The sequence below is a fragment of the Xanthomonas sp. fls2-241-TYG-148 genome, assembly GCF_030208815.1.
In the GTDB taxonomy this organism is placed as follows: Bacteria; Pseudomonadota; Gammaproteobacteria; order Xanthomonadales; family Xanthomonadaceae; genus Xanthomonas; species Xanthomonas campestris.
Genome location: NZ_JARVTE010000002.1, coordinates 80,316 through 102,664, shown reverse-complemented (window position 1 = coordinate 102,664; position 22,349 = coordinate 80,316). Strand labels below are relative to the sequence as shown.

The 22,349-nt window shown below is 66.4% G+C and carries 16 protein-coding genes and 1 pseudogene; 12 read left to right on the top strand and 5 right to left on the bottom strand.

The genetic code is table 11. From position 1 onward, the window contains the following. Window positions 1–12: 12 nt before the first annotated feature. Window positions 13–594, top strand: a complete 582-nt coding sequence (locus QRM60_RS05235) for an LON peptidase substrate-binding domain-containing protein (RefSeq protein WP_228418789.1) — start codon at window positions 13–15, stop codon at window positions 592–594. 141 nt (window positions 595–735) lie between these two features. Next, window positions 736–1,620, top strand: a complete 885-nt coding sequence (locus QRM60_RS05230) for a bestrophin family ion channel (RefSeq protein WP_116923224.1) — start codon at window positions 736–738, stop codon at window positions 1,618–1,620. Between the two features lie 477 nt (window positions 1,621–2,097). On the opposite strand, the pseudogene QRM60_RS05225 reads toward QRM60_RS05230, so the two are convergent. Continuing rightward, window positions 2,098–4,080, bottom strand: a pseudogene (locus QRM60_RS05225) (VTT domain-containing protein); the annotation flags it as partial. Between the two features lie 160 nt (window positions 4,081–4,240). Here QRM60_RS05225 and QRM60_RS05220 point away from each other — a divergent pair. The 3 genes from QRM60_RS05220 (at window position 4,241) to QRM60_RS05210 (ending at window position 7,423) form a co-directional block, all read left to right on the top strand. Continuing rightward, window positions 4,241–4,900, top strand: a complete 660-nt coding sequence (locus tag QRM60_RS05220; RefSeq protein ID WP_115001814.1) for a serine/threonine-protein kinase — start codon at window positions 4,241–4,243, stop codon at window positions 4,898–4,900. A gap of 125 nt (window positions 4,901–5,025) precedes the next feature. Next, window positions 5,026–5,841 (top strand): NAD(P)-dependent oxidoreductase, encoded by an 816-nt coding sequence (locus tag QRM60_RS05215; RefSeq protein WP_115556697.1) that lies wholly within the window; start codon window positions 5,026–5,028, stop codon window positions 5,839–5,841. Window positions 5,842–6,475: 634 nt separating this feature from the next. Next, window positions 6,476–7,423, top strand: coding sequence for a YiiG family protein (locus QRM60_RS05210; protein ID WP_285445749.1), 948 nt, complete (start codon window positions 6,476–6,478; stop codon window positions 7,421–7,423). A 227-nt stretch (window positions 7,424–7,650) separates the two neighbouring features. On the opposite strand, the gene QRM60_RS05205 is transcribed toward QRM60_RS05210, so the two are convergent. Continuing rightward, on the bottom strand, window positions 7,651–8,523 hold the full coding sequence (locus QRM60_RS05205; protein ID WP_012437465.1) for an ion transporter: 873 nt from the start codon (window positions 8,521–8,523) through the stop codon (window positions 7,651–7,653). 72 nt (window positions 8,524–8,595) lie between these two features. Between QRM60_RS05205 and QRM60_RS05200 the strand changes: the two genes are divergently transcribed. Next, entirely contained in the window at window positions 8,596–9,822 is a 1,227-nt protein-coding gene (locus tag QRM60_RS05200; protein WP_115556695.1) for an acetylornithine transaminase, read from the top strand. 385 nt (window positions 9,823–10,207) lie between these two features. On the opposite strand, the gene QRM60_RS05195 is transcribed toward QRM60_RS05200, so the two are convergent. Continuing rightward, window positions 10,208–10,825, bottom strand: coding sequence for an HAD-IA family hydrolase (locus tag QRM60_RS05195; protein WP_115006858.1), 618 nt, complete (start codon window positions 10,823–10,825; stop codon window positions 10,208–10,210). Between the two features lie 293 nt (window positions 10,826–11,118). On the opposite strand from QRM60_RS05195, the gene QRM60_RS05190 reads away from it, so the two are divergent. The 6 genes from QRM60_RS05190 (at window position 11,119) to azu (ending at window position 17,932) form a co-directional block, all read left to right on the top strand. Further along, on the top strand, window positions 11,119–13,398 hold the full coding sequence (locus tag QRM60_RS05190) for a TonB-dependent receptor (protein ID WP_285445757.1): 2,280 nt from the start codon (window positions 11,119–11,121) through the stop codon (window positions 13,396–13,398). Window positions 13,399–13,530: 132 nt separating this feature from the next. Continuing rightward, complete coding sequence (locus QRM60_RS05185) at window positions 13,531–15,138, top strand: flavin monoamine oxidase family protein (RefSeq protein WP_161962788.1); 1,608 nt, start codon at window positions 13,531–13,533, stop codon at window positions 15,136–15,138. Beyond that, the gene (locus tag QRM60_RS05180; protein ID WP_115556692.1) at window positions 15,135–15,560 is read left to right on the top strand and encodes a cytochrome c; all 426 of its coding nucleotides are present in this window, start codon (window positions 15,135–15,137) and stop codon (window positions 15,558–15,560) included. Before QRM60_RS05185 ends, QRM60_RS05180 begins: the two co-directional genes overlap by 4 nt. 25 nt (window positions 15,561–15,585) lie before the next feature. Next, a complete protein-coding gene (locus tag QRM60_RS05175; protein ID WP_012437470.1) occupies window positions 15,586–16,089 on the top strand; it encodes a RidA family protein in 504 nt (167 codons plus the stop codon). A gap of 32 nt (window positions 16,090–16,121) precedes the next feature. Next, window positions 16,122–17,321: a pyridoxal phosphate-dependent aminotransferase gene (locus tag QRM60_RS05170; protein WP_285445748.1), complete on the top strand. Its 1,200-nt coding sequence runs from the start codon at window positions 16,122–16,124 to the stop codon at window positions 17,319–17,321. Between the two features lie 161 nt (window positions 17,322–17,482). After that, window positions 17,483–17,932 (top strand): azurin, encoded by a 450-nt coding sequence (gene azu, locus QRM60_RS05165; RefSeq protein ID WP_014508852.1) that lies wholly within the window; start codon window positions 17,483–17,485, stop codon window positions 17,930–17,932. Window positions 17,933–18,001: 69 nt separating this feature from the next. Here the strand turns inward: azu and QRM60_RS05160 are convergent, their stop codons facing one another. Next, on the bottom strand, window positions 18,002–20,767 hold the full coding sequence (locus QRM60_RS05160; RefSeq protein ID WP_285445747.1) for a LuxR C-terminal-related transcriptional regulator: 2,766 nt from the start codon (window positions 20,765–20,767) through the stop codon (window positions 18,002–18,004). Window positions 20,768–20,995: 228 nt separating this feature from the next. Further along, window positions 20,996–22,285 carry a glutamate-1-semialdehyde 2,1-aminomutase gene (gene hemL / locus QRM60_RS05155; protein WP_014508850.1) on the bottom strand — a complete coding sequence of 430 codons (1,290 nt, stop codon included), beginning with the start codon at window positions 22,283–22,285 and terminating at the stop codon, window positions 20,996–20,998. Window positions 22,286–22,349: the final 64 nt, after the last annotated feature.

The following is a 22,349-nucleotide window of genomic DNA, read 5'->3' as shown; positions in this document are numbered from 1 at the left end:
GTGCAGCCCACGATGCCGGCCGAGATCTCCTCGTTGCCGCTGTTCCCGCTGCACAGCGTGTTGCTGCCCGGTGCGGCGATCGGCTTGCGCGTGTTCGAGCGCCGCTATCTGGATCTGGTGCGCGATTGCGGGCGGACCGGTAGCAGTTTCGGCGTGTGCCTGATCCTGGATGGCAGCGATGTGGGGGCACCGGCGGTTCCTGCGGCGTACGGCACCGAGGTGCGCATCGAGGATTTCGATGTGGGCGCCGATGGCGTGCTGGTCTTGCGCCTGCGTGGCACGCGGCGCTTTCGCGTGCAGCGCTCGCGCGTGCGAGACAACGGCCTGGTGGTGGGTGAGGTGAGCTGGTGTGAGCCGGACAGCGACGACGAGCTGCGCCCCGAGCATGGTCTGCTCGCCACCGTGCTCGAACGCATGCTGGAGCAGGTGGGCGGCGAATTTGCATCCGCCGGCCCCGGCCTGCTCGATCAGGCTGCCTGGGTGGGTTGGCGCCTGGCCGAGCTGCTGCCATTGAGCGAAAGCCAGCGGCTGTCGTTGTTGCAGGAGGACGACCCGCATCGCCGCCTGGAGCAACTGCTGGCCTGGATGCCATAACCGCTGCGGAGTGTGATGTGCGCGCGTGATTCCTCACCGCACTTGCACCGCTGCAACGGCAGACTCCGCACGCTTGAGTGCGCCAGTGTGCATCCCGCAGGGAATGCGCTTGGCGCGGTTGATTAACAACCGGGGTGTGCCGTGATCATCGATGTAAAACCGCGTGTGACCGATGTCTTCCTGCAGGTGTGGCGAACGCTGGCGGTGCTGTTCGTGTGGGACGTGCTGGTCACCATCATTTATTACGTGCTGCCGTTCCGCGCACCAGCGCTGCCGCTGACGATCTTCGGTTCGGCGCTGGCGTTATTCCTGGGGTTTCGCGCCAATTCCACCTATCAACGCTGGTGGGAAGGCCGCGTGCTGTGGGGACAGATGATCAATGCCTCGCGCAATCTGGTGCGCCTGTGCGTGAGCGTGTTGTCCGCGCCAGACGCCGCAGCAGTGGGGCGCAGCATTGCGCTGCGCCAGGTGGCCTATGTGCACGCGCTGCGCTGTCAGTTGCGGCGGCTGCCGGTGGGCGTGGAGCTGGAGCCACGCCTGGGTGCGGACGAAGTGGCTGCTGTGGTGACGCGCACCAATGTGGCCAACGGGTTGCTCGACACCACCGGGCGCGCAGTGGAACAGGCGCGGCGTGATGGCTGGATCGACAGCATCCAGCAGGCCAGTGTGGAACGCATCCTGGTGGACATTGCCAACGCGCAGGGCGGCATGGAACGCTTGAAGAACACGCCTCTGCCGTATCAATACCGGTTCTATCCGAACCTGTTCACCCGCGTGTTCTGCATCCTGTTGCCGATCGGGCTGGTGGAAACCCTGCAATACGCCACACCGGTGGGCTCCACCGTGGCCGGGCTGATGTTCCTGGCGGTGCTGAAGATCGGCGACGAGCTGGTCGACCCGTTCGCCAACACCATCCACGACCTGCCCTTGGACAGCATGTGCCGCACGGTGGAAATCGATGCGTTGCAAGCCATCGGTGAGCGCGCACCGGAGCCGCTGCAGCCGGTGGATGGAGTGTTGTGGTGAAGGAATAAGGCGCCGAGCACGTGGCTGCGTGCTGTGATGCGTTGTCTTTGGCGGTGCGGATCGCTGAGCGATTGTGTGATGGCTGCATGCCGAGCGTGCCGCATGCATGTGGATGCCAACTACACGCGCACTGCCAAAGGGCTTCGCCGAGATAGACGCGATCGCTCGGCAGCAAACATTGGGTGTCACCAAGAGCGCGACGCGGATGCTTTAGCCCAGCGCTACGTCGCCGCGCTCAACCTGCGCAGTGCAATGCGCACCTCTTACCACAGTGGTGTGCGAGAAACATCCACACACAGTGGCTCTACGATGCTGCCATCAACGTGACGCGACTGCTCGCTCAGCGCCTCCGCCTGCTTCCCACGCGTCAGCCACGCATCAGCGCGGTGACCCATCGCGCTGTGCAGCAGTCTGTTCGGACTGAGCGGCGGTGGCGGGGTGCGCGGCAGAGGGCTCACGCCGCGGGCCGCCGTGCGGTGTTGCGTCGATCAGCATCACCGGCACCTGCGAGCGCCGACGTTGTTCCACCCGATACGGCAGCGGCCCCAGTGCATCGCGCAGGGCGCTCAGCGCCGGGTCCACGCCACGCAGCGGGTACCACAGCCCGACCAGGCTGAAATGCCGGCTGTAACGCAGCGTCTGGGTGCTGCCGACCCACAGCGGTTGCGCGTCTGGCAGCAGTCGCGCGGTGGCCGGCCAGAGCCGCAACACATGCACATGGCCGGGTGCGGCCGGGCGCACCATCAGCAGGGCTTCGACCTGCGTATCCAGCGTGGCCGGCAGGATCGGCACTTCATCCGGGCGCCCGCTCACATCCAGCAGATGCAGCGCCTGCTCCCAGCCGGCTTGCGGTTGTGCCCGCCAGCCGCGCGCTTCGAGCTGACGCTGCAGCGGTGCCAGCGGGCCGGCGAGTTGCACATCCAGCGGCCAGCGCTGGTCGTCGTCGAACTCATTGCGGCGGGCCGGCAGCAGACGCCACTGGCCGCTCCACCAATCGCTGGCCTGCAATTCCATCAACAGCGGCGGTGGCGGTTCGAACTTGGCGAGTTTGGCTACCAGATTGCGCGGCGCGAACGCGATCGCGCAGGCCAGGAACACGCCGTAGAACAGCCACGACACCGGCTTGACCCAGAACGCGCGGGTGGCACGGCGGCGATAGGCGATGCCCAGCACCAGCAGCCAGAAGATGCCGAACAACATGCCGCCGACCACGTCGCTGAGCCAGTGCGCGCCCAGGTACAGCCGTGCGAATCCGATCAGCGAGACGATTGCGCCGCTGACCAGGTACGGCCACACGCGCCGCCGCCCGGGCAGCTCACGCGCAATCAGCAGTGCGAAGAAGCCGAACCCGATCGTGGCCATGGTCACCGCCACCGACGGGAAGCCGAAGCCGCTGCTTGCTGCCGGTGGGCGCACCACCTGCACGGTGGCGCCCAGCAGCTGGGTCAAGGCGAGCCCGAACGCCAGCGCGATCACCCAGTGGGTCACGGCCATCCAGCGCCCACGCCAGGCCAGGTAGCCCATCGCCGCGGCGATCGCCGGCAGCAGCACCTGCCAATCGCCCAGCGAGGCCAGCGCCACCATCGGGTAGTCGGCCAGCGGGTTGCGCAGGGCCAGCATCAGATCGTGCACGGCCAGGTCCACGCGCAGCGGCTCGCCGTGTGCCAGCACCACCATCAACAGTACGAACCAGCCCCAGCCCAGCAACAGCAGCATCAGCGCCATCATCGCCAGCGGCACCGACTCGCGGCGGCGCGGGTCGAACACGCTCACCGACCAGTTGCCCAGCACCGGGTGACGGTGCGACCACTCCAGCAGCCGTGCCAGCAGCGCGTCGAGATGGCCGGCCGACCAGCGGTACGAATACAGCACCACCGCCCAGGCCAGGCCGATCACCGCTGCCAGCAAGGCCACCACCACAAACAACCGTCCGGCCACTGCGGCCACCGCGTCATACGCAGTGCCCAACACCCAACCGGGCACCAGGAACAGCAACGCCCACGAGATGCAGGCCAGCCCGCTGGCGATCAGATAGCGTTTGAACGGCATGTGCGACATGCCGGCGATGGCCGGCACGAACGGCCGCACCGCCCCCACGTAGCGCGCGATCACGATGCTCTTGAACGCATTGCGTCGGAACAACAATTCGCCGCGCTCCAGCAATTGCGGGTAGCGGCGAAACGGCCAATAGGTGTGCAGTTGGTGGCCCCAGCGATGGCCCACCCAGAAGCTCAGCGCGTCACCGATGAAGGCGCCCAACGTGGCGCAGATCACCGCATAGGGCCCGTTGATCTGGCCAAGCCCGATCAACACGCCAATGGCGAACAACAGCGGCAACGCGGGCACGATGGCGCCCAGCACGATGACCGCATCGCAGAAGGCAATCGCAAAGATCACCACGCCAGCCAAGGTGGGGTGGTGTCCGATCCACTCCAGCGTGGCGTCGATCCATGAGTTCATCCCCGAATTATAGGTGGGCCTGGCGGCGGCTGACTTGCGTGGTCCTCACATCGGCCGGCGCGCTTCACCTGCGGTTGCGACGCTGCGCGTGAAGGCGCGCGTGCTGCGCGCAGGTGTGAGGGCGTCGCTGTGATCGTGCGAGCGCCGCCTACAATGGGGGATGCATTCAGATCCTTCCGGCGAGCTGCCACTCAAGTCCGACACCTTCGGCCGCATCCTGCTGGTGCGCGAGGGCGAGCGCATGTTCGTGCGTCGTGATCTGAGCGCTGCGCCCTGGCTGCTACGCGGCGTGGCCTGGTGGCTGGCGCGGCGCGAAGCGCTGGCCTTGCGGCAACTGGACGGGATGGCGCGCACGCCACGGCTGCTGGGATGGAACGGCCGCCAACTGGATCGCAGCTATCTGGCCGGCGATGCGATGTACCAACGCCCGCCACGCGGCGACCTGGCGTATTTCCGCGCCGCCCGCCGCCTGTTGCAGCAACTGCATCGGCGCGGGGTGGCCCACAACGATCTGGCCAAGGAAGCCAACTGGCTGGTGCAGGACGATGGCAGCCCGGCGGTGATCGATTTCCAGCTGGCGGTGCGTGGCCCGCCGCGCGCGCGCTGGATGCGTCTGCTTGCACGCGAGGACCTGCGCCACCTGCTCAAGCACAAGCGCATGTATTGCCCGGCGGCCATCACCCCGGTGGAGCGCCGCGTGCTCAAGCGCCGCTCCTGGATCCGCGAGCTATGGTTCGCCACCGGCAAGCCGGTCTATCGCTTCGTAACCCGCCGCGTGCTGCACTGGGAAGACAACGAAGGGCAGGGGCCCAAGCCCTGAGGGGCTGGGAATCGGGAGTGGGGAATGGGGAATGGGCACAGCAGAGCGTGGGCTTTGATGATGACTTGCGCACAGGGCCGAGGCGCTAAGCTCTTGCCATTCACGATTCTCGATTCCCGACTCCCATGACGTTATCCGGCAAAACCCTGTTCATCACCGGTGCTTCGCGCGGGATTGGCCTGGCGATTGCGTTGCGTGCGGCGCGCGATGGCGCGAACGTGGCCATTGCGGCCAAGTCGGCGGTGGCCAATCCCAAGTTGCCGGGCACCATCCACAGTGCGGCGGCGGCGGTCAACGCGGCGGGCGGGCAGGGGCTGGCGCTCAAGTGCGACATCCGCGAAGAAGACCAGGTGCGCGCGGCGGTGGCCGCAACCGTGGATACCTTTGGCGGCATCGACATCCTGGTCAATAACGCCAGCGCGATCTGGTTGCGCGGGACCCTGGACACGCCGATGAAACGCTTCGACCTGATGCAACAGGTGAACGCGCGCGGCAGCTTTGTCTGCGCGCAGGCCTGCCTGCCACATCTGTTGCAGGCACCCAACCCGCACATCCTTACGCTGGCGCCGCCGCCGTCGTTGAATCCGGCATGGTGGGGCGCGCATACCGGCTACACGCTGGCCAAGATGGGGATGAGCCTGGTTACCCTGGGGTTGGCGGCCGAGTTCGGGCCGCAGGGCGTGGCCATCAACGCGCTATGGCCGCGCACCGTGATTGCCACCGATGCAATCAACATGCTCCCCGGCGTGGACGCGGCCTCCTGCCGCCGGCCCGAGATCATGGCCGATGCCGCGCATGCGGTGCTGACGCGTGATGCGGCCGGGTTTCATGGCCAGTTCCTGATCGATGACACGGTGTTGGCACAGGCCGGCATCACCGATCTGTCCGGCTACGCCGTGGACCCGCAGCGTGCGCTGCTACCGGATCTGTTTCTGGAGTGACCACGGCGGGTTCACGGCCGCGTTTGCTATCGTGAGAGGCTGAAATCGTTTTCAACAAGGATGTGTGCCGGTGTGCGTGCTTGGGAAAGGAGCCGTCGTTGGAGTGTCCGTGGGCGTCAAGGTTGCGGCGCAGCCAGGTCAGCGGCATGTCAGCCCGACGGTTTCTCCGTTCGGTAGCGCAACGCAGCACCGTTGCGCTTGCGAGCGCACGGTTGTAGCAGACGCAGCCGGTTCGTTCTTCGGTCAGGCTGCGGCGCGCCGAGCTGCTGCGCGAGACGTGCGCGCGGACGAGATGCCTCTGTTGAACCCAGACATTCACGGCAGATCTCGCCGCGGCCGGCCCATCAAGGGCGCTGGCGTTTACCTTGTGGCCGCGTCGGCCCTGACGACCTCGTGGATCGGCATGCGCTCGGCAGCCTGGGCCTGCAGCGAATCTTCAGCGCTCCCCTTTCGGCAACCCACCGGTCGGGCGTGCATGGCACTGCCGCACCGGCAATCCACATGCCCGCGCTAAACGCGTGCACGCCATGAAGCATGCACCGCCATCCAATCACGGCCTCATCGGTGGGGACACTACGTCCGCCCACTGTGGCCATCGCATCGCGCATTCCTACATCAACCCCATGGAGCTCTCATGACCCCGCACTCCCGCCTTGCGCCACTCGCCACGGCAATTGCATGCGCCGCGCTGCTCGCCGGTTGCCACAAGGGCGACACCGCCGCCGCTGCCGTGGAAGGCGCCGACAAGATCAATGCCTACATCGCGTGTTTCAACGCGGTGGAGCAGCCATTGCACGAGAGCTACCAGCAATACATCGGCTGGATGAAAGACCCGGAGGCGGGCCCGACCGGCAAGGAATCGCAGATCCGCGGCCCGGGCACGGTGTTGTCGCATCGGGTCGAAGCCTGCGGCGCGCCAATGACCGCCGCGCTGGCGCAGCAACCGGCTAATGCGCAGCTGGATCCGGCGGCCAAGGCCTACCAGCAGCGCTTCACCGCGCTCAACGAGCGCATCGAAGAGGCCGCGCGTTATTACGACCGCGAGGACTATCGGCGTGATAACGCCAAGGGCATGCAGGCGCTGCACACACCGCTGATGCAGGCCTATAGCGCGTTCTTCGAGGCTGGCGAGGCCATGGACGCAGCGCTGGAGCGCAACGAAGACCAGCGCCGCAAGCAGCAGCTCGATGCGATTGAAAAGGACGAAGGCCGCAGCGCTGCCTGGTACCACCTGAAGATCATCGGCGAAGGCAAGCAGCTGGTGAACACGCTCAATAGCGACACGCCGGACTTGGCCGCCGCGCAAACGCAGCTGACCAGTTACCAGGGCATCCTGGAAGAGGCGCAGAAGGCCAAGATCGGCGACGGCGACCCGATGTGGGGCCATATGGAACGCTCCGCCGACAAGCTGGTAAGCGTGGCGGCGCGCCGCATCGAACGCGTGCGCAACAACGAGCCGTTGAGCCGCAGCGACCAGATGCTGCTGGAAAGCAACAGCTCGCTGCCGCCGGCTGGCACGCGGCAGGCACTGCTGGCGAGTTACAACGACCTGATCGACATGAGTAACCGCATGACGCGCTGAGTTGGGCGAGGACGCGCCTGATGAAATGGGCGCGTTCTTTTTGTTGCACGCATGTCCACTTTTTCTGACCGGCGGCCGTCATGGATGACGGAGCAGCCGCGCATCCTCACAGGAAGTGGCGCGGCAATTGCGCTGGAGGAACAGCACACGCTGCCGCCAGTACAGCAGGCGCGCGCACGCAGATGTCGCCGCACGCGACGGCACACCTCACCGCGTGCGCGTTTGCCTCAGTGAGTGAACGCAGCAGGGAGTGGCCCGGCACATTGCCGGCAGAACCGTGCGTCGGGCTCGTGGCCTTCCAGCCCGCAGGCCGGGCAGCCGCGCGCATCGTGGTGCTGGGCGTCGTCCTTGCGCCGCAGATTGCTGGCCAGTTCGGCGGTGTAGATGCCGGTCGGCACGGCGATGATGCTGTAGCCGATCAGGATCAGCGCCGAGGTCACGAAGCGGCCGAGCGTGGTCTGCGGAACGAGGTCGCCAAAGCCCACCGTGGCCATGGTGACGATGGCCCAATACATGCTGGTCGGGATGCTGGTGAAGCCGTGCTGCGGCCCTTCGATCACATACATCGTGGCGCCGGCGATCACGGTGATGGTGAGTACCGTGAACAGGAACACCAGCACCTTGCGCCGGCTGCGCCACAGCGCATCGAGCAACTGGCCGCTTTCTTCCACGTAGCGGGTGAGCTTGAGGATGCGGAACAGCCGCAGGATGCGCAGCACGCGCACCACCAGCAGCGTCTGCGCGCCGGGCACGAAGAACGACAGGTAGCTGGGCAGGATCGAGAGCAGGTCGATCACGCCCCAGATGCTCAGCGCATAGCGCAGCGGGCGCCGTACTACCGCCAGGCGCAGCGCATATTCGATGGTGAACACCACGGTAAACGCCCACTCCAGCGGCACCAGCCAGTGCGCGGACTGCGCGTGGATGCGCGGCACGCTGTCGATCATGATCACCACCACGCTGGTGAGGATGGTGACCACCAGCAGCAGGTCGAAATTGCGCGACGGGCGGGTGTCGTGGCGGTAGATGATGTCGAACCACTGGCGACGCCAACCGTCGGTGGTGGCGGGATTGAGCTGGGGGTCGGAAAGCGGTCGCATGCGTGCATTGTGCCGCAGGCCGGCGAATGCGCGAGAATGCCGGTCTCCCTCCGCTTCCGCGACCCCGCCATCATGAACACCGCTGCCGATTCGCCCCTGTCCCTCGCGCATTACTACCTGCCGGTGTACCGCCCGCGCCAGGTGGTGCTGGAGCGTGGCCAGGGCAGTCGCGTGTGGGACGACCAGGGCCGCGAATATCTGGATCTGTCCTCCGGCATCGCGGTCAGCGGGCTGGGGCACAACGATCCGGACCTGATGGCCGCGCTCACCGAGCAGGCCGGCAAGCTGTGGCACACCAGCAACGTGTTCTTCAGCGCGCCGCCGCTGAAGCTGGCCGAAGAGCTGGTCACAGCGTCGCGCTTTGCGCAGAAGGTGTTCCTGTGCAACTCCGGCACCGAGGCCAACGAGGCGGCGATCAAGCTGGTGCGCAAGTGGGCCAGCAGCCACGGCCGGCCGGCCGACAAGCGCGTGATCGTCACCTTCCGCGGCAGTTTCCACGGCCGCACGCTGGCCTCGGTCACCGCCACCGCACAGCCCAAATACCAGGAAGGCTACGAACCGTTGCCGGGCGGATTCCGCTACGTGGATTTCAACGATGTGCCGGCGCTGGAAAGCGCAATGGCCAGCGGCGATGTGGCGGCGGTGATGCTGGAGCCGATCCAGGGCGAGGGCGGGGTGATGCCGGCCGCACCAGGCTTTCTGGCCCGCGTGCGCGCGCTGTGCGACCAGCACGACGCACTGCTGGTGCTGGACGAGATCCAGTGCGGCATGGGCCGCACCGGCAGCCTGTTCGCGCATTGGCAGGAGCAGGTCACCCCGGACATCGTCACCCTGGCCAAGGCGCTGGGCGGCGGCTTCCCGATCGGCGCGATGCTGGCTGGGCCGAAAGTGGCCGAGACCATGCAGTTCGGCGCGCACGGCACCACCTTCGGCGGCAACCCGCTGGCGGCGGCGGTGGCGCGGGTCGCGTTGCGCAAGCTGGCCTCGCCGCAGATTGCCGAGAACGTGGAGCGTCAGTCGGCCGCCTTGCGCGCCGGCCTGGAAGCGCTGAATGCCGAGTTCGGTGTGTTTGCGCAGATTCGTGGACGTGGCCTGATGCTGGGCGCGGTGCTGGCACCGGCGCATGCCGGCCAGGCGGGCGCGATCTTGGATCTGGCGGCCGCGCACGGCCTGCTATTGCTGCAGGCCGGCCCGGACGTGCTGCGCTTTGTGCCGGCGTTGAATCTCACCGATGCCGAGCTGGCCGACGGGTTGGCACGCCTGCGCCTGGCGATCGCCGCGTACGTTGCGCAGCACTGACAGCACTGACAGCACTGACAGCAGCGACTGCGCGTTCTGCACCATCGTGGCCGGCACCGCGCCGGCCAGCGTGGGGCACTGGCTCGCGTTCTATCGCGGTACGAGAGATTACTTAGATGCGAGCCTCAGCAGTAGCTGGGGCAGTGCCTGTTGATTGCATCGCGTCGTGCGTGCAATCCGTCATGCCTCTGGTCTCTGGCAACTGATGTCAAAACCGATGCGACGCAATGACTGGCCGCTGCCGCTGCGATCGGTTTGCGGCGATCAGCTCGAGTTGCAGTGAGTGGGAAAGCTGCAGCGTGTCGTGGGGAAGTTGCGACGCGGCCTAGCAGACACATTCAGAAGTGCTAGGTAGCACGATGACGCAGAGATACACCAACCGCGCCTACGCCAGCCCATACCGCTTCAACACCCGGCGCAGTCCGCGTGCATCGCGCACGGTGTCCGCTTCCAGGCCGGCCGCGCGTGCGCCGCGCACGTTGACGAACAAATCATCCACAAACAGCGTGTGTGCAGCGCGTGCGCCCAGCTGCGCGAGTGCGCGTGCATAGACGCGTGCATCGGGCTTGCGGCCGCCCAGGGCACCGCTGCACAGCACCCGGCCGCGCAGCAGCGGGAACAGCGCCGGCACGATCTGCTCGATCGCCTCGACCATCAGTGGGCCGTTGTTGGTGAGCACGGCAACCGGGGTGTGTGCAGACACGGCAAGCACCTGCGCCACCACCGATGTATCGGCGCGGCAGGCGGCCACGCGTGCCGCCACCCAGGCCGCAGGATCGATGCGCTGGCCCACTGCATCGCTCAAACGGGCCAAGTACGTGGGCGTATCGATGTCGCCGCTGTCGTAGCTGCGCTCCAGCCCCTGCGCGAACAACACGGCGTGCACCTGCGCCGGCGTGCAGTTGGCCATCGCAGCCAGCGCCGCCATGCGTTTGGGCCGCGCATAGCTGGCCAGCACGCCATCGAAATCGAGCAATAACAGGGAGGGACGCGGGGTGGGCATGGCCGTGCTCGATGTGCAACGCGGCAGCGTCGTCGATCCGCGCATGCGCTGGCAAGTCGTCACTACCGCAGCGCACCTCCCCGCATACGGGTAGGGACATTCCAGCTTCATCTAGTTGAATTCGATAGCAGCCTACCCACCTGCGCCGCCCCTACCCTCCGCGCGCGGCATGCGCTGCGGTGGTGCTGGGTATGGTCGAGCTGTACCGCACAGCGCGGTGTCAACCGGGTTGGGGAGCTCCCGGTCATCCAGCACGTCACACGACTCCAGGGGTGGATTGCATGCGCAAGCGCTTGAAGACCGACCATCTGGCGACCTCGGTCGCCGCCGCTCTCACCACGCTCACCCGCCGCCCTGCTGCGGCCTCCATGGCACTGTTGCTGGGTGCCTCCAGCCTGCCAGCCATTGCACAGGAAGCACGCACGCTCGATGCCGTCAGTGTGGTGGGCACCGGCTCCACCCGCACCACCGCCTCCATCTCGGTGGCGGAAATCCAGGCGCAGGTGCCCGGTGTCGCCCCGCAGCAATTGCTGGCCAGCCTGCCGGGCGTAAATGTGCAGACCACCGACCCGTTCGGCCTGTACGAGTTCGGTGATTCGATGACCATTCGCGGGTTTTCCGCCAACCAGATCGGCGTGACCCTGGATGGCATTCCGATCGAAACCTTCGACACCCGCGAAGGCGGGCCGATCACCCGCTATGTGTCCAGCGAAAACCTGCTCGATGTCACCGTGTCTGCCGGTTCGGGCGATGTCACCCAGCCCTCCTACCACGCGCTCGGCGGGGCGATCCGCTACACCAGCCTGCCACCGAAAGGCGGTGATACCTGGAGTGGCAACCTCACCCAGACCATCGGCTCGGACGATCTGGTGCGCAGCTTCGTGCGGCTGGATACGCCGCAGTGGTGGGACGGTGGCCCGAGTGCCTACGTCTCGGCCTCGCGCACACAGGGTGGGGTGTGGGACATGGAGCCGGTCACGCAAAAGAGCGATCACTTCGAAGCCAAGATCCGCCAGGCCTGGGACGCGGGCAGCCTGACGCTGGGCTGGATCTACAACAACCGCAAGGACTACGACGTGCAGTCGTACAACTCCGATGGCTCGGTGTCGTGGGACCTGCACGAACGCATCACCGGCAACCCCGAGGTGGACGCCGAGCACTACAGCGAGTGGCAGAACGGCCGCCGCGATTCATTGCTCAGCCTGCATGGCGATTTCCTGTTCAACGATGCGATCGGCTTCACCTTCACCGGCTACTACGAGAACAAGCACGGCTATGGCGTTGGCGGAACTCCGCCGAGCACGGCGACGGGTCTGTACAACGACGCCATCGCCGGCACGCCGGGGCGCACCGATATCGCCATCAACGACCCGCAGATTGTGGATGCCGCTGGTAACGTGACCCGCGTTGGTGCGATGACACGGCGCGAGGAAATCATGGGCGGCGACCGCTATGGCGCGACCACCGCGGTGTCGTGGGAAACCGAGCACAACAAGCTCGAAGTCGGTGCCTGGTACGAGAACTACGATTTCGATCAGGTGCGCCCGCTGTACAACCTGGACCCGGCCACCGGTGCGTTGCTGAAAAGCGCCTTGCCGATCGTCATCTACTACGACAACCACTTCTCCACCGAAGTGAAGCAGCTCTACATCAAGGACACACTGCGCCTGCTCGATGACCGGCTCACGCTGGAACTCGGCGCCAAGGGGCTGGATGTCAAACGCGACTACAACGGCATCGCCAATCTCGACGATTTCAATGTCGGCGTGCGCCGCGATGTCACCATCAAGAACAGCGACTGGTTCCAGCCGCAGGTGGGTGCCAGTTTCCAGCTGGCCGATGGCGTGCAGGTGTTCGCCAACTATGCGGAGAACTTCAGCTCCGCACCGCGGCTGGCACTGACCTCGGGCGCGTTCAATCCGGATATCGCGCCGGAAGAATCCACCAATATCGACATCGGCATTCGCGCCGAATCCAGCCAGTGGAGCGGCTACATCGCCGCCTACAAGATCGATTACGAAAACCGCATCATCGCGTTGACCGACCCGGACCCGTTGGTGGTGGCGCCCACGGTGTACGCCAACGTCGGCGACGTGCAGACCTATGGCGCAGAAGTCTCGGGCATGTGGAAGCCGGCGCCGGGCTGGCGGCTGGGCGCCTCGCTGACCTGGAACAAATCCGAATTCCAGGACAACTATTTCGGCCCGGTCAGCGGCAGCCTGGTGCAGGTGGAAGGCAATGAAGTGCCGGATTCGCCGAAGGTGATGTTCAGCGTCAACGGCGGCTGGGAGGGCGAGAACTTCTTCGCCAACCTGGATACCAAATACACCGGCAAGCGCTACGGCGACACGCTCAATACCGATCAGGTGGATGCCACCTTCATTGTCAATGGCAGTGTCGGCTATCAGGGCGGCAGTGACGGGTTTCTGGCCGGCGGCCGGCTGCAACTGTCGGTTTACAACCTGTTCGACAAGGACGACGCGATCGGCGCGGTGTTCCCGAATGAAAGTTCCGGCTCGTATCAGCTGATTGCACCGCGGCAGGTGTTTGCGAGTCTTTCGTACAAGTTTTGACGGCGCCAACGCGGCCGGCAGTGTTGCCGGCCGCGTGTGTGAGCGGCGCTGCAGGGTGCACGCGGTCGCCGCAGGCACAGCGCACGGTAGTTGGTCGCGTCCGGTCCATGACATGCAGGGGAACACGCGTTGATGCAAGGCAAACACACTGGGGCAATGACACGCCGGCAGCTGCTGGCACGGATCGGCATGACCGCGGGCGGCGCGATGATGTATCAGGCGATGAGCAGCCTGGGTATGGCGGCCGAATCCACCTTTACCGGGCCGCTGCAGCTCGATGGTGACGCCAAGGGGGCATCGGTGCTGATTCTCGGTGCCGGCCTGGCCGGCATGACGGCGGCGTTCGAATTGCGCAAGGCCGGGTACCGCGTACAGGTGCTGGAATACAACGACCGCCCGGGCGGCCGGAACTGGACACTGCGCGGCGGCGACCGTTACACCGAACTCGGTGGCGCGGCGCAGCACTGCCAGTTCGATGAGGGCCATTACCTCAATCCCGGTCCGTGGCGCATCCCGCATCACCACCGCGCGGTGCTGAGTTACTGCAAGCAGTTCGGCGTGGCGCTGGAGGCGTTCAATCAGGTCAACTACAACGCCTTGCTGCACAGCCAGCACGGCTTCGATGGCAAGCCGCAGCGCTTCCGCGCCATCGATGCGGACTACAAGGGCCATGTCTCCGAACTGCTGGCCAAGTGCACCCAGCAACACGCACTGGACAGCCTGGTGAGCACCGAGGATCAGCAAATCCTGCTCGAATCGCTGCGCACCTGGGGCGCGCTCGACAAACGCTTTGGCTACGTCAAGGGCAAGGACAGCAGCGAGCGCCGCGGCTTTGCGCGCTACCCCGGCGGTGGTTTGTCCGGCAAGCCGAAGTTTTCCGATCCCTTCAGCGTGCAGGACGTGCTGCGGTCACGGCTGTGGACCACGCTGGCGGCCGGGAATAACTACGAAATGCAGACCACCATGTTCCAGCCGGTGGGCGGCATGGACCAGATCGGCAAGGCGTTTGCCCGCCAGCTCGGCAATGCCATCACCTATAACGCCAAGGTCACCAGGATTGATCAGGACAGCAGCGGCGTGCGCGTGTCCTGGCAGGATGCCGCGCGCGGTGGCGCCGAACAGGTGGCCAGTGCCGACTGGTGCATCTGCACGATTCCCCTCTCGGTCTTGAGCCGCATCCCGGTCACCGCCAGCGATGCGATGACCGCGGCGATCGGCAAGGTGCCGTATGCGGCGTCGGTGAAGGTGGGGCTGCAGTTCAAGCGCCGCTTCTGGGAAGAGGACGAGGCGATCTACGGCGGCATCAGCTACACCGATCTGCCGATCACGCTGATCAGCTATCCCAGTACCGGCTATCACAGCCCCGGCAAGGGCGTGTTGTTGGGCGCCTACGTCTGGGGTCTGGACGCCTACCAGTTCACCTCGATGTCCCCGGAGCAGCGTGTGCGCAAGGCCGTCGAATACGGCACGCAATTGCATCCGCAATATCCACGCGAATTCGAAACCGGCATTGCAGTGGGCTGGCATCGTGTGCCGTTTACGCATGGGTGCTTTGGCATGTGGAGCGAGGCCGCGCGCGCCGAGCATTACGCGCCGCTGTGCCAGATCGATGGCCGCCTGGCGCTGGCCGGCGAGCACGTGTCTTACATCCCGGCCTGGCAGGAGGGCGCGATCTTGTCCGCGCACGATGTCATCGGCCGCCTGCATCGCAAGGTGCTTGCCCAAGGAGCTCGCGCATGACGCTGTTCCCCCGTGTATTCGCTGCGGCAGCGGTGCTGTGCATTGGTGCATTGCTGCTGCCGCCTGGCCTGCACGATGCAAGCGCGCAGAGTTCCGATGCCACCGTGTTGTATCCGCAGAAAGGCTTTGCCACCGCCTCCGGCCAGCATGTCTACCAGGCCGTGTGCCAGGGCTGTCACATGCCCAGCGGCACTGGGGCGCAGGGGGCAGGCGAATATCCGGCGCTGGCCGGCAACCCCAAACTCGCCGCCGCGCCGTACGTCACCATGATGGTGCTCGACGGCCACGCCGGCATGCCGGGTTTCGGTGAGATGCTCACCGACCGCCAGGTGGCCGAGGTGGTGAGCTATGTGCGTACTCATTTCGGTAATGACCACGCCGAAGTGGTTACCGTCGACGACGTCAAACTGCTGCGCCACTGACCGTTTCCTCATGCAAGGAGTTGCCATGTTCCGTCCCGCCGTGATTGCCGCCACCGCCGCCGTGCTGTGGTGTGGAAGTGTTGCCGCCGCACAGGCCGCCGAGGTGATCCGCCACAAGATTCCCAACAGCGATTTCCCGATCGCCGCGGCCGTGGAGGTACCGGCCGGCAAGGCCACCGTGTATGTCAGCGGCAAGGTGCCGGCGGTGGTGGATACCACAGCGCCGAAGGGCTCGGCCGCCGCCTACGGCGATACCAAGGCGCAGACCATCAGCGTACTTGCGCAGATCAAGCAGCAGCTGGAATCGCTGGGCCTGGGGATGGGCGATGTGGTGAAGATGCAGGTGTTTCTGGTCGGCGATCCGGCCATGGACGGCAAGATGGATTTCAACGGATTCATGGAGGGCTACCGGCAGTATTTCGGCACCAAGGAGCAGCCCAATCTGCCGGCGCGCTCGGCGTTTCAGATCGCCGCGCTGGGCAACCCGTTGTACCGGGTAGAGATCGAAGTGGTTGCCGTGCGTCCTTGAGTTCGTCTTTGTCGCCTTGCTGGAGGTTCACCATGCATACCGCCCTGTCGCGCCGCAGGTTTCTGCGTGATTCCGCCCTGTTTGCCGGTGCTGCCGGGGGCGCCCTGCCGCTGCTGGCCAGCGCCGCCGAACGCTCGGCCGCCATCGCGCCTGCCACAGCGGGCGCCTTGGCGCCGGTGATGATCGGCTCCAACGAGTTTCCCGATGGCCCGTGTGCCGCGGCGATCAAGGCAATCACCCAGATTGCGCCGCAGGGTGGGCGGTATCTGCGTGAGCTGCAGATAGAACTGATGACCACCCTGGCCGCTGAGCTCAAGCTGCCGGTGAATCACCTGATGGCCTACGCCGGTTCCACCGAACCGCTCGACTACACGATGCTGGCCTTCACCTCGCCCAGTGCCGCGCTGGTCACCGCCGACCCCACCTACGAATCCGGCTGGCGCGCTGCTTCCCGCAACGGCGCCAAGCTGGTCAAGGTGCCGTTGCGCAAGGACTTCTCGCACGACGTGCAGGCGATGTGCGCAGCCGACGCCAACGCCGGCGTGATCTACATCTGCAATCCCAATAATCCCACCGGCTCGGTGACCGCACGCAAGGATCTGGACTACGCGCTGGCGCACAAGCCCAAGGGTAGCATTTTGGTGGTGGACGAGGCCTACATCCATTTCGCGCAGAGCACCCGCAGCGTGGTGGACATGGTGGCCGCGGGAGAAGACGTGGTGGTACTGCGCACCTTCTCCAAGCTCTACGGCATGGCCGGCATCCGCCTGGGCTATGCGGCAGCACGCCCGGACCTGCTGGCCAAGCTGATGTTCTACAGCGTCAACAGCCTGCCGGTGACCGCGGCCGCGGCGGGCCTGGCCAGCCTGCGCGATGCCACGCTGGTGCCGCAACGGCGCGCACGCACCGCGGCCACCCGCACCGATGTCATCGACTTCCTCACCAAGCAGGGCTATGCCTGCACCGCCTCGGAAAGCAACTGCTTCATGGTCGATGTAAAACAGCCCGCGGCCGGCTTCAAGGACGCCATGGCCACCTTCGGTGTATTCATCGGCCGCAGCTGGCCGGTGTGGCCCACCTGGTCGCGGATCACGGTGGGCACGCCCGAGGAGATGGCGCGCTTCAAGCAGGCCTTCGTGCAGGTCATGGCCGGCAAACGTGGCCCATTGCCGCTGCCCGACGCCACCGCAAGCGCGCAGGCGCCGATGGATGCCTTCTTCCGCTACGCCTAGCGCAGGGCGCCGCGTGCGACAAAAACATCGGGCAGGGGTTGCCTGCCGCGTGCCTGCTCGCGGTACTCTGACGGCGCCGACGCATGCGCGCCGCGTCAGGCATCCGGCACCGGCATCTACGTGGCCGGGCAGCGCGCAACCCTTTTTGCAGGAGTGTGTCCTTGAAGCTGCTTTCGACCATTGCCGTGCTTGCGCTGGTGTCATTGGCACCATCAGCGTGGGCGAAGACCTGTGCGGTGACCATCACCGGAACCGACCAGATGAAATTCGACCAGAGCGCGATCACGATCGCTCCCGACTGCACCGACGTCGCCGTGACGCTCAAGCACTCCGGCAAGCTTGCCGCCACGGTGATGGGGCACAACTGGGTGCTGACCAAGAGCGATGACTTCCAGGCTGTGGCCAACGCCGGCGTGCGCTCCACCATCGCCGACAGCTACCTGCCCAAGGCCGACCCGCGCGTGATCGCGCACACCAAGGTGATCGGCGCGGGAGAAACCGCCACGGTGACCTTCCCGACCAGCAAGCTGAGCAAGGGCGGCGCGTATACGTTTTTCTGCTCGTTCCCCGGCCACTGGGCCATGATGAAGGGCACGCTGCGCTTTGGGTGATGCAGTGCACGCGCTGCATCGCTCTACGCCTGTCGCGCATCCAGCCACGGCTGTGATGCGCGGCTGAACTCAGGGGGTGGTTGGCCCTGTTGGTGGGTCCATCTCGCGCAACAAGCCGCGCTGCAAGGCCTGCGCCAGTGCACCTTCGCGGCTGCGTGCATCGAGCTTGCGGTACACGTTCTTCAAGTGAAATTTGACGGTGTTTTCCGACAGGTGCAGGCAGCGTGCGATCTGCTTGTTGGAATAGCCGCGCGCCAGTTGCGCAAGCACTTCCAGTTCGCGTTCGCTAAACAGATCGTTGGCCGGATCGTCGTCGCCACTGAGCCTGTCCAGCAAGGCCTGGATGGTGAGCGCGCGGGTGGTGCCGCCCACGGTCTGCGGGTCGTGCTGGCGTAGCGAGCGCAGCATCGCTTTTGCCGGCAGCCCCAGCTCTGCAATGGCTTGCCAGCTGCGGGTCAGCGCAACGTGATCCAGCGCGCTGTACAGATACGGCAATGCCGCGGCCAGTTCGCCGCGCTGTTGCAGCACCAGGGCGATGCGTGCGCGGGTGCGTGCCAGGTGGCAGAGGTTGTCGCTGGCAAGGCAGGCCTGTTCGATCTGGCCGAGGATGGTCAGCGCCGCGCTGCTGCGGCCGGCCAAACGATGCCAGCGCGCGAGCGCGAATCCCATCGCTGCACGGTCGCGCCAGCGGTGCGGCGAGCGCAGGGTGTGCGCCAGCCCGGATTCGCCGCCGGTGCGTGCAATCAGCACATCGATGGCGGCGTTGCCCGGGTGCTCCAGCATCACCATCAAGCGCCAGGCGGCGGCCAGTTCGGACAGGCGCGCGAGCTTGCGCCCGTGGGCGATCTGCTCCACGTGTTCCAGCAAAGCGGCCGCGCTGCGACCACTGTGATCGCGCAGGCGCTCCAGCCCCAGCGCGGTGTCGTAGCCGGCGGCCAGCACGTCGGTGCTGCCGTCGTGCTGCTCCAGAATGTCCAGCGCCGGATGCAGCAGGTCGGCGGCATCGTCGTGGTGCCCGCGTTCGTAATGCAATTGCGCCAGCAGGCAGTGTGCGGTGGCCTGCAGGACGCGGTCTGGCTGCGGCGCACGCAGGCAGCCGTTGAGTGCCTGCTGATAGCACGCCTCGGCATCGCCCAGCCGGCCGCGATAGAAAAAACTCTGCCCCAGCACCAGCAGTGCATGACCGGTGCCGAGCTCGCTGCCGCCGCGTCCCATGGCCTCGCGCGCGCCATGCGCATAGCGCTCGGCCAGCGCGAAGCCACCTTGCGCGAGTGCGGTGGTGGCGCAGATGCACAGCAGCATGCCGCGGCCAAGATGGTCGTCTTCGTCCAGCGCGGCCGCCTGGCCCGCGATCTGGGTCAGGCCATGCGGGTTGCCGCAGATTTCATCCAGCCGCTCGCGCAGTGCTGCCACCACCACGGTGTAGTCGCGTTGCAACGGCTCGCGCAGCGCGGCGGGAAAATCGCGGAAGCGCTCCAGCAGCAGCCGGGCATGACTGAACTCGCCCAGCTTCATGTGCAGATGCGCCTGGGTGAGATTCAACGCAGGCGTGTCGCGGATGGTGCGGTGGTCGAAGTGGCGCAGCAGCGCACGCACCTGATGGGTGCCATGGGTGAGCAGCAACTGCCAGGTGCCGGCGCGTGCCACGTAGCTGGCGGCCAGGTCGCCGCATTCGCCGCGCGAGGCGTGGCGGACCGCGTCGGAGAGGTACTGATGTTCGCCAAACCAGCGCGCGGCACGTTGGTGGATCTGCAGCGCGCCGGCGGGGTGTTCGCGATCGAGCAACTGCTGCAGGAAATCCGCGAACAACGGGTGGTAGCGGAACCATTCGCGCTCGCCATCCAGCGGGATCAGCAAGCCATGGAAATGTTCCAGCCCAGCCAGCAGCCGGCCACTGTCGTCGCGCTGGCGCACCGCATCGGCCAGTGCTGCGTTGACCCGCTCCAGCGGGCTGGTGCGCAGCAACAGGTCGCGCGTGTCCGCATCCAGGTCGTTGACCACCTGTTCGGCCAGATACGCCGCAATCTGCGCGTTGCGCCCGGAAAACCGCATGGCCACTTCCTGCTGGCGTTGCGCGCCGACTTCCAGCCACAGCCGGGCCAGATGCAGGGCGACCGGCCAGCCTTCGGTATAGCGGCGTAGTTCGTCCACCACCGGGGCCGCCACCTGCGCACCCAGCAGCGCCTGTGCTTCGTCCTCGTCAAGCGCCAGTTGGGTACTGCCGACGCGCGTGAGCTGGGCCTGCAATTCCAGCCGCGCCAGTGGCAGGCCGGGAACGCGGCGGGTGGACAACAGCAGGTGCAGGCGGCCGCCGGCGTGTTCGATCAGCCGCAACACCAGCTCGTCGATCGCGCTGCCGCCGGGGCGGTCGTAGTCGTCCAGGATCACGCTGATGCGGCGCGGTGCCGCGCGCAGCGCGCGGATCAGTGCATTGAGTGCGTCGCGCGGATCGTGGTCGCGGCCGTGCAGGGCTGGCGCACACAGGGCAGGGTCCGCACCGGCGCCTTGCAGGGCAAGCGCGAGGTGGCCGAGAAAGCGCGCCGGCTCGGCGTCTTCTTCATCCAGCGACAGCCATGCCACGGCGCCCGGCTCGCGCGCCAGCAGCTGCGCGTGCCACTGCGTCAGCAGCGTGCTCTTGCCGAAGCCGGGTGGTGCCAGCAGCAGGGTCAGCGGCCGCGCCTGCGCCTGATCCAGCACGGCCAGCAGGCCGCCACGCACAACCGCGCCGGCACGCGGCAACGGCGGCTCCAGCTTGCTGGCGAGCAGCCAATCGGGAAGGGTGAGGTCGCGCGACGGTGACGGGCGCGGGGTGAGCAACGCAACAGGCTTGAGCATGAGGCGAGGGCGGCCGTGGCAAAGCGTTGGCCGCGTGCCAACCGACACGCCGCGCAACACGATGAAGCAGCGGCGACGGCGCGGTGATCACCGCGAACGGTGAGATCGGCTGCACTGCGCTGCTTCGTGGGTCCCCACCCATGCCCATCCCTTGGCACCTGTCAGCAAGGTATGACAGCCACAAGACAAAAGCAAAGGTGGGACCAGGTCACAGCCGCGCGCCCGGGCTCAGCGCATGACGTCGGCGAAGGCCTCGCGTGCGGCGGCCAGGGTGGCCTCGATGACGGCCTCGTCGTGGGCGCTGGACACGAAGCCCGCCTCGTAGGCCGATGGCGCCAGATACACGCCCTGCTGCAGCATCGCGTGGAAGAAGCGGTTGAAGGTGGTCACGTCGCAGGCGGTGGCCTGGGCGTAGTTCTCCACGATCTGGTCGGTGAAGAACAGCCCGAACATGCCGCCCACCTGGTTGGTGGTCACCGCTACCCCGGCGGCGCGGGCGGCGTCTTCCAGGCCTTCGCACAGCAGGCTGGTGGTCTCGCTGAGGCGGGCGTGGAAGCCCGGTTCCTGCACCAGTTGCAGCATCGCCAGGCCCGCGGCCATTGCCACCGGGTTGCCAGACAAAGTGCCGGCCTGGTAGATCGGGCCGGCGGGGGAGATCTGTTCCATCAGGTCGCGGCGGCCGCCGTAGGCGCCCACCGGCATGCCGCCGCCGATGATCTTGCCGAAGGTGGTCAGGTCCGGGGTCACGCCGTAGTGCGCCTGCGCGCCGCCCAGCGCCACGCGGAAACCGGTCATCACTTCGTCAAAGATCAGCAACGCGCCGTGGCGGGTGCACAGCGTGCGCAGGTGCTGCAGGTAGCCGGCCTGCGGCGGAATGCAGTTGGCATTGCCGACCACCGGCTCGATGATCACCGCCGCCACTTCGGCGCCGATCTCGTCGAACAACGCGGTGGCGCCTTCGAAATCGTTGAAGCTGAGCGTGGCGGTGAGCTCGCTCAGGCCTGCCGGCACGCCTGGCGAGGTGGGCACACCCAGGGTCAGCATGCCGCTGCCGGCCTTGACCAGGAACGAGTCGCCGTGGCCGTGGTAGCAGCCCTCGAACTTGACGATGCGGTTGCGCCCGGTGGCGCCGCGCGCCAGGCGGATCGCCGACAGCGTGGCTTCGGTGCCGGAATTGACCATCCGCACCATTTCGCAGGACGGCACCAGCCGGGTGATGGTTTCGGCCATGGTCACCTCGGCCTCGCAGGGGGCGCCGAAGGACAGGCCATCGCGGATGGCGCGTTCCACCGCTTCGCGCACGGCCGGGTGGTTGTGGCCGGCAATCATCGGCCCCCACGAGCCCACGTAGTCGATATAGCGGTTGCCATCCACGTCGAACAGGTACGCACCGTCGGCACGCGCAACGAAGAACGGCTCGCCGCCCACCGACTTGAACGCACGCACCGGCGAGTTGACGCCGCCGGGCATCAGGTTCTGCGCCTGGGAAAACAGGGCGTGGGAGCGGGAGTGGTTCATGAGCGCAGATCCTTGAGTGGTGCCGGTGGGGGCGTCGGCACCCGGAGCGGGGCGACGCGCCGGC

Bases quoted from the DNA above. Each gene is read 5' to 3' on its own strand.
- hemL (WP_014508850.1), bottom strand. From the start codon at position 22,285: ATGAACCACTCCCGCTCCCACGCCCTGTTTTCCCAGGCGCAGAACCTG.
- QRM60_RS05235 (WP_228418789.1), top strand. From the start codon at position 13: ATGCCGGCCGAGATCTCCTCGTTGCCGCTGTTCCCGCTGCACAGCGTG.
- QRM60_RS05210 (WP_285445749.1), top strand. From the start codon at position 6,476: ATGACCCCGCACTCCCGCCTTGCGCCACTCGCCACGGCAATTGCATGC.
- QRM60_RS05215 (WP_115556697.1), top strand. From the start codon at position 5,026: ATGACGTTATCCGGCAAAACCCTGTTCATCACCGGTGCTTCGCGCGGG.
- QRM60_RS05205 (WP_012437465.1), bottom strand. From the start codon at position 8,523: ATGCGACCGCTTTCCGACCCCCAGCTCAATCCCGCCACCACCGACGGT.
- QRM60_RS05185 (WP_161962788.1), top strand. From the start codon at position 13,531: ATGCAAGGCAAACACACTGGGGCAATGACACGCCGGCAGCTGCTGGCA.
- QRM60_RS05175 (WP_012437470.1), top strand. From the start codon at position 15,586: ATGTTCCGTCCCGCCGTGATTGCCGCCACCGCCGCCGTGCTGTGGTGT.
- QRM60_RS05195 (WP_115006858.1), bottom strand. From the start codon at position 10,825: ATGCCCACCCCGCGTCCCTCCCTGTTATTGCTCGATTTCGATGGCGTG.
- QRM60_RS05170 (WP_285445748.1), top strand. From the start codon at position 16,122: ATGCATACCGCCCTGTCGCGCCGCAGGTTTCTGCGTGATTCCGCCCTG.
- QRM60_RS05220 (WP_115001814.1), top strand. From the start codon at position 4,241: ATGCATTCAGATCCTTCCGGCGAGCTGCCACTCAAGTCCGACACCTTC.
- QRM60_RS05180 (WP_115556692.1), top strand. From the start codon at position 15,135: ATGACGCTGTTCCCCCGTGTATTCGCTGCGGCAGCGGTGCTGTGCATT.
- QRM60_RS05200 (WP_115556695.1), top strand. From the start codon at position 8,596: ATGAACACCGCTGCCGATTCGCCCCTGTCCCTCGCGCATTACTACCTG.
- QRM60_RS05160 (WP_285445747.1), bottom strand. From the start codon at position 20,767: ATGCTCAAGCCTGTTGCGTTGCTCACCCCGCGCCCGTCACCGTCGCGC.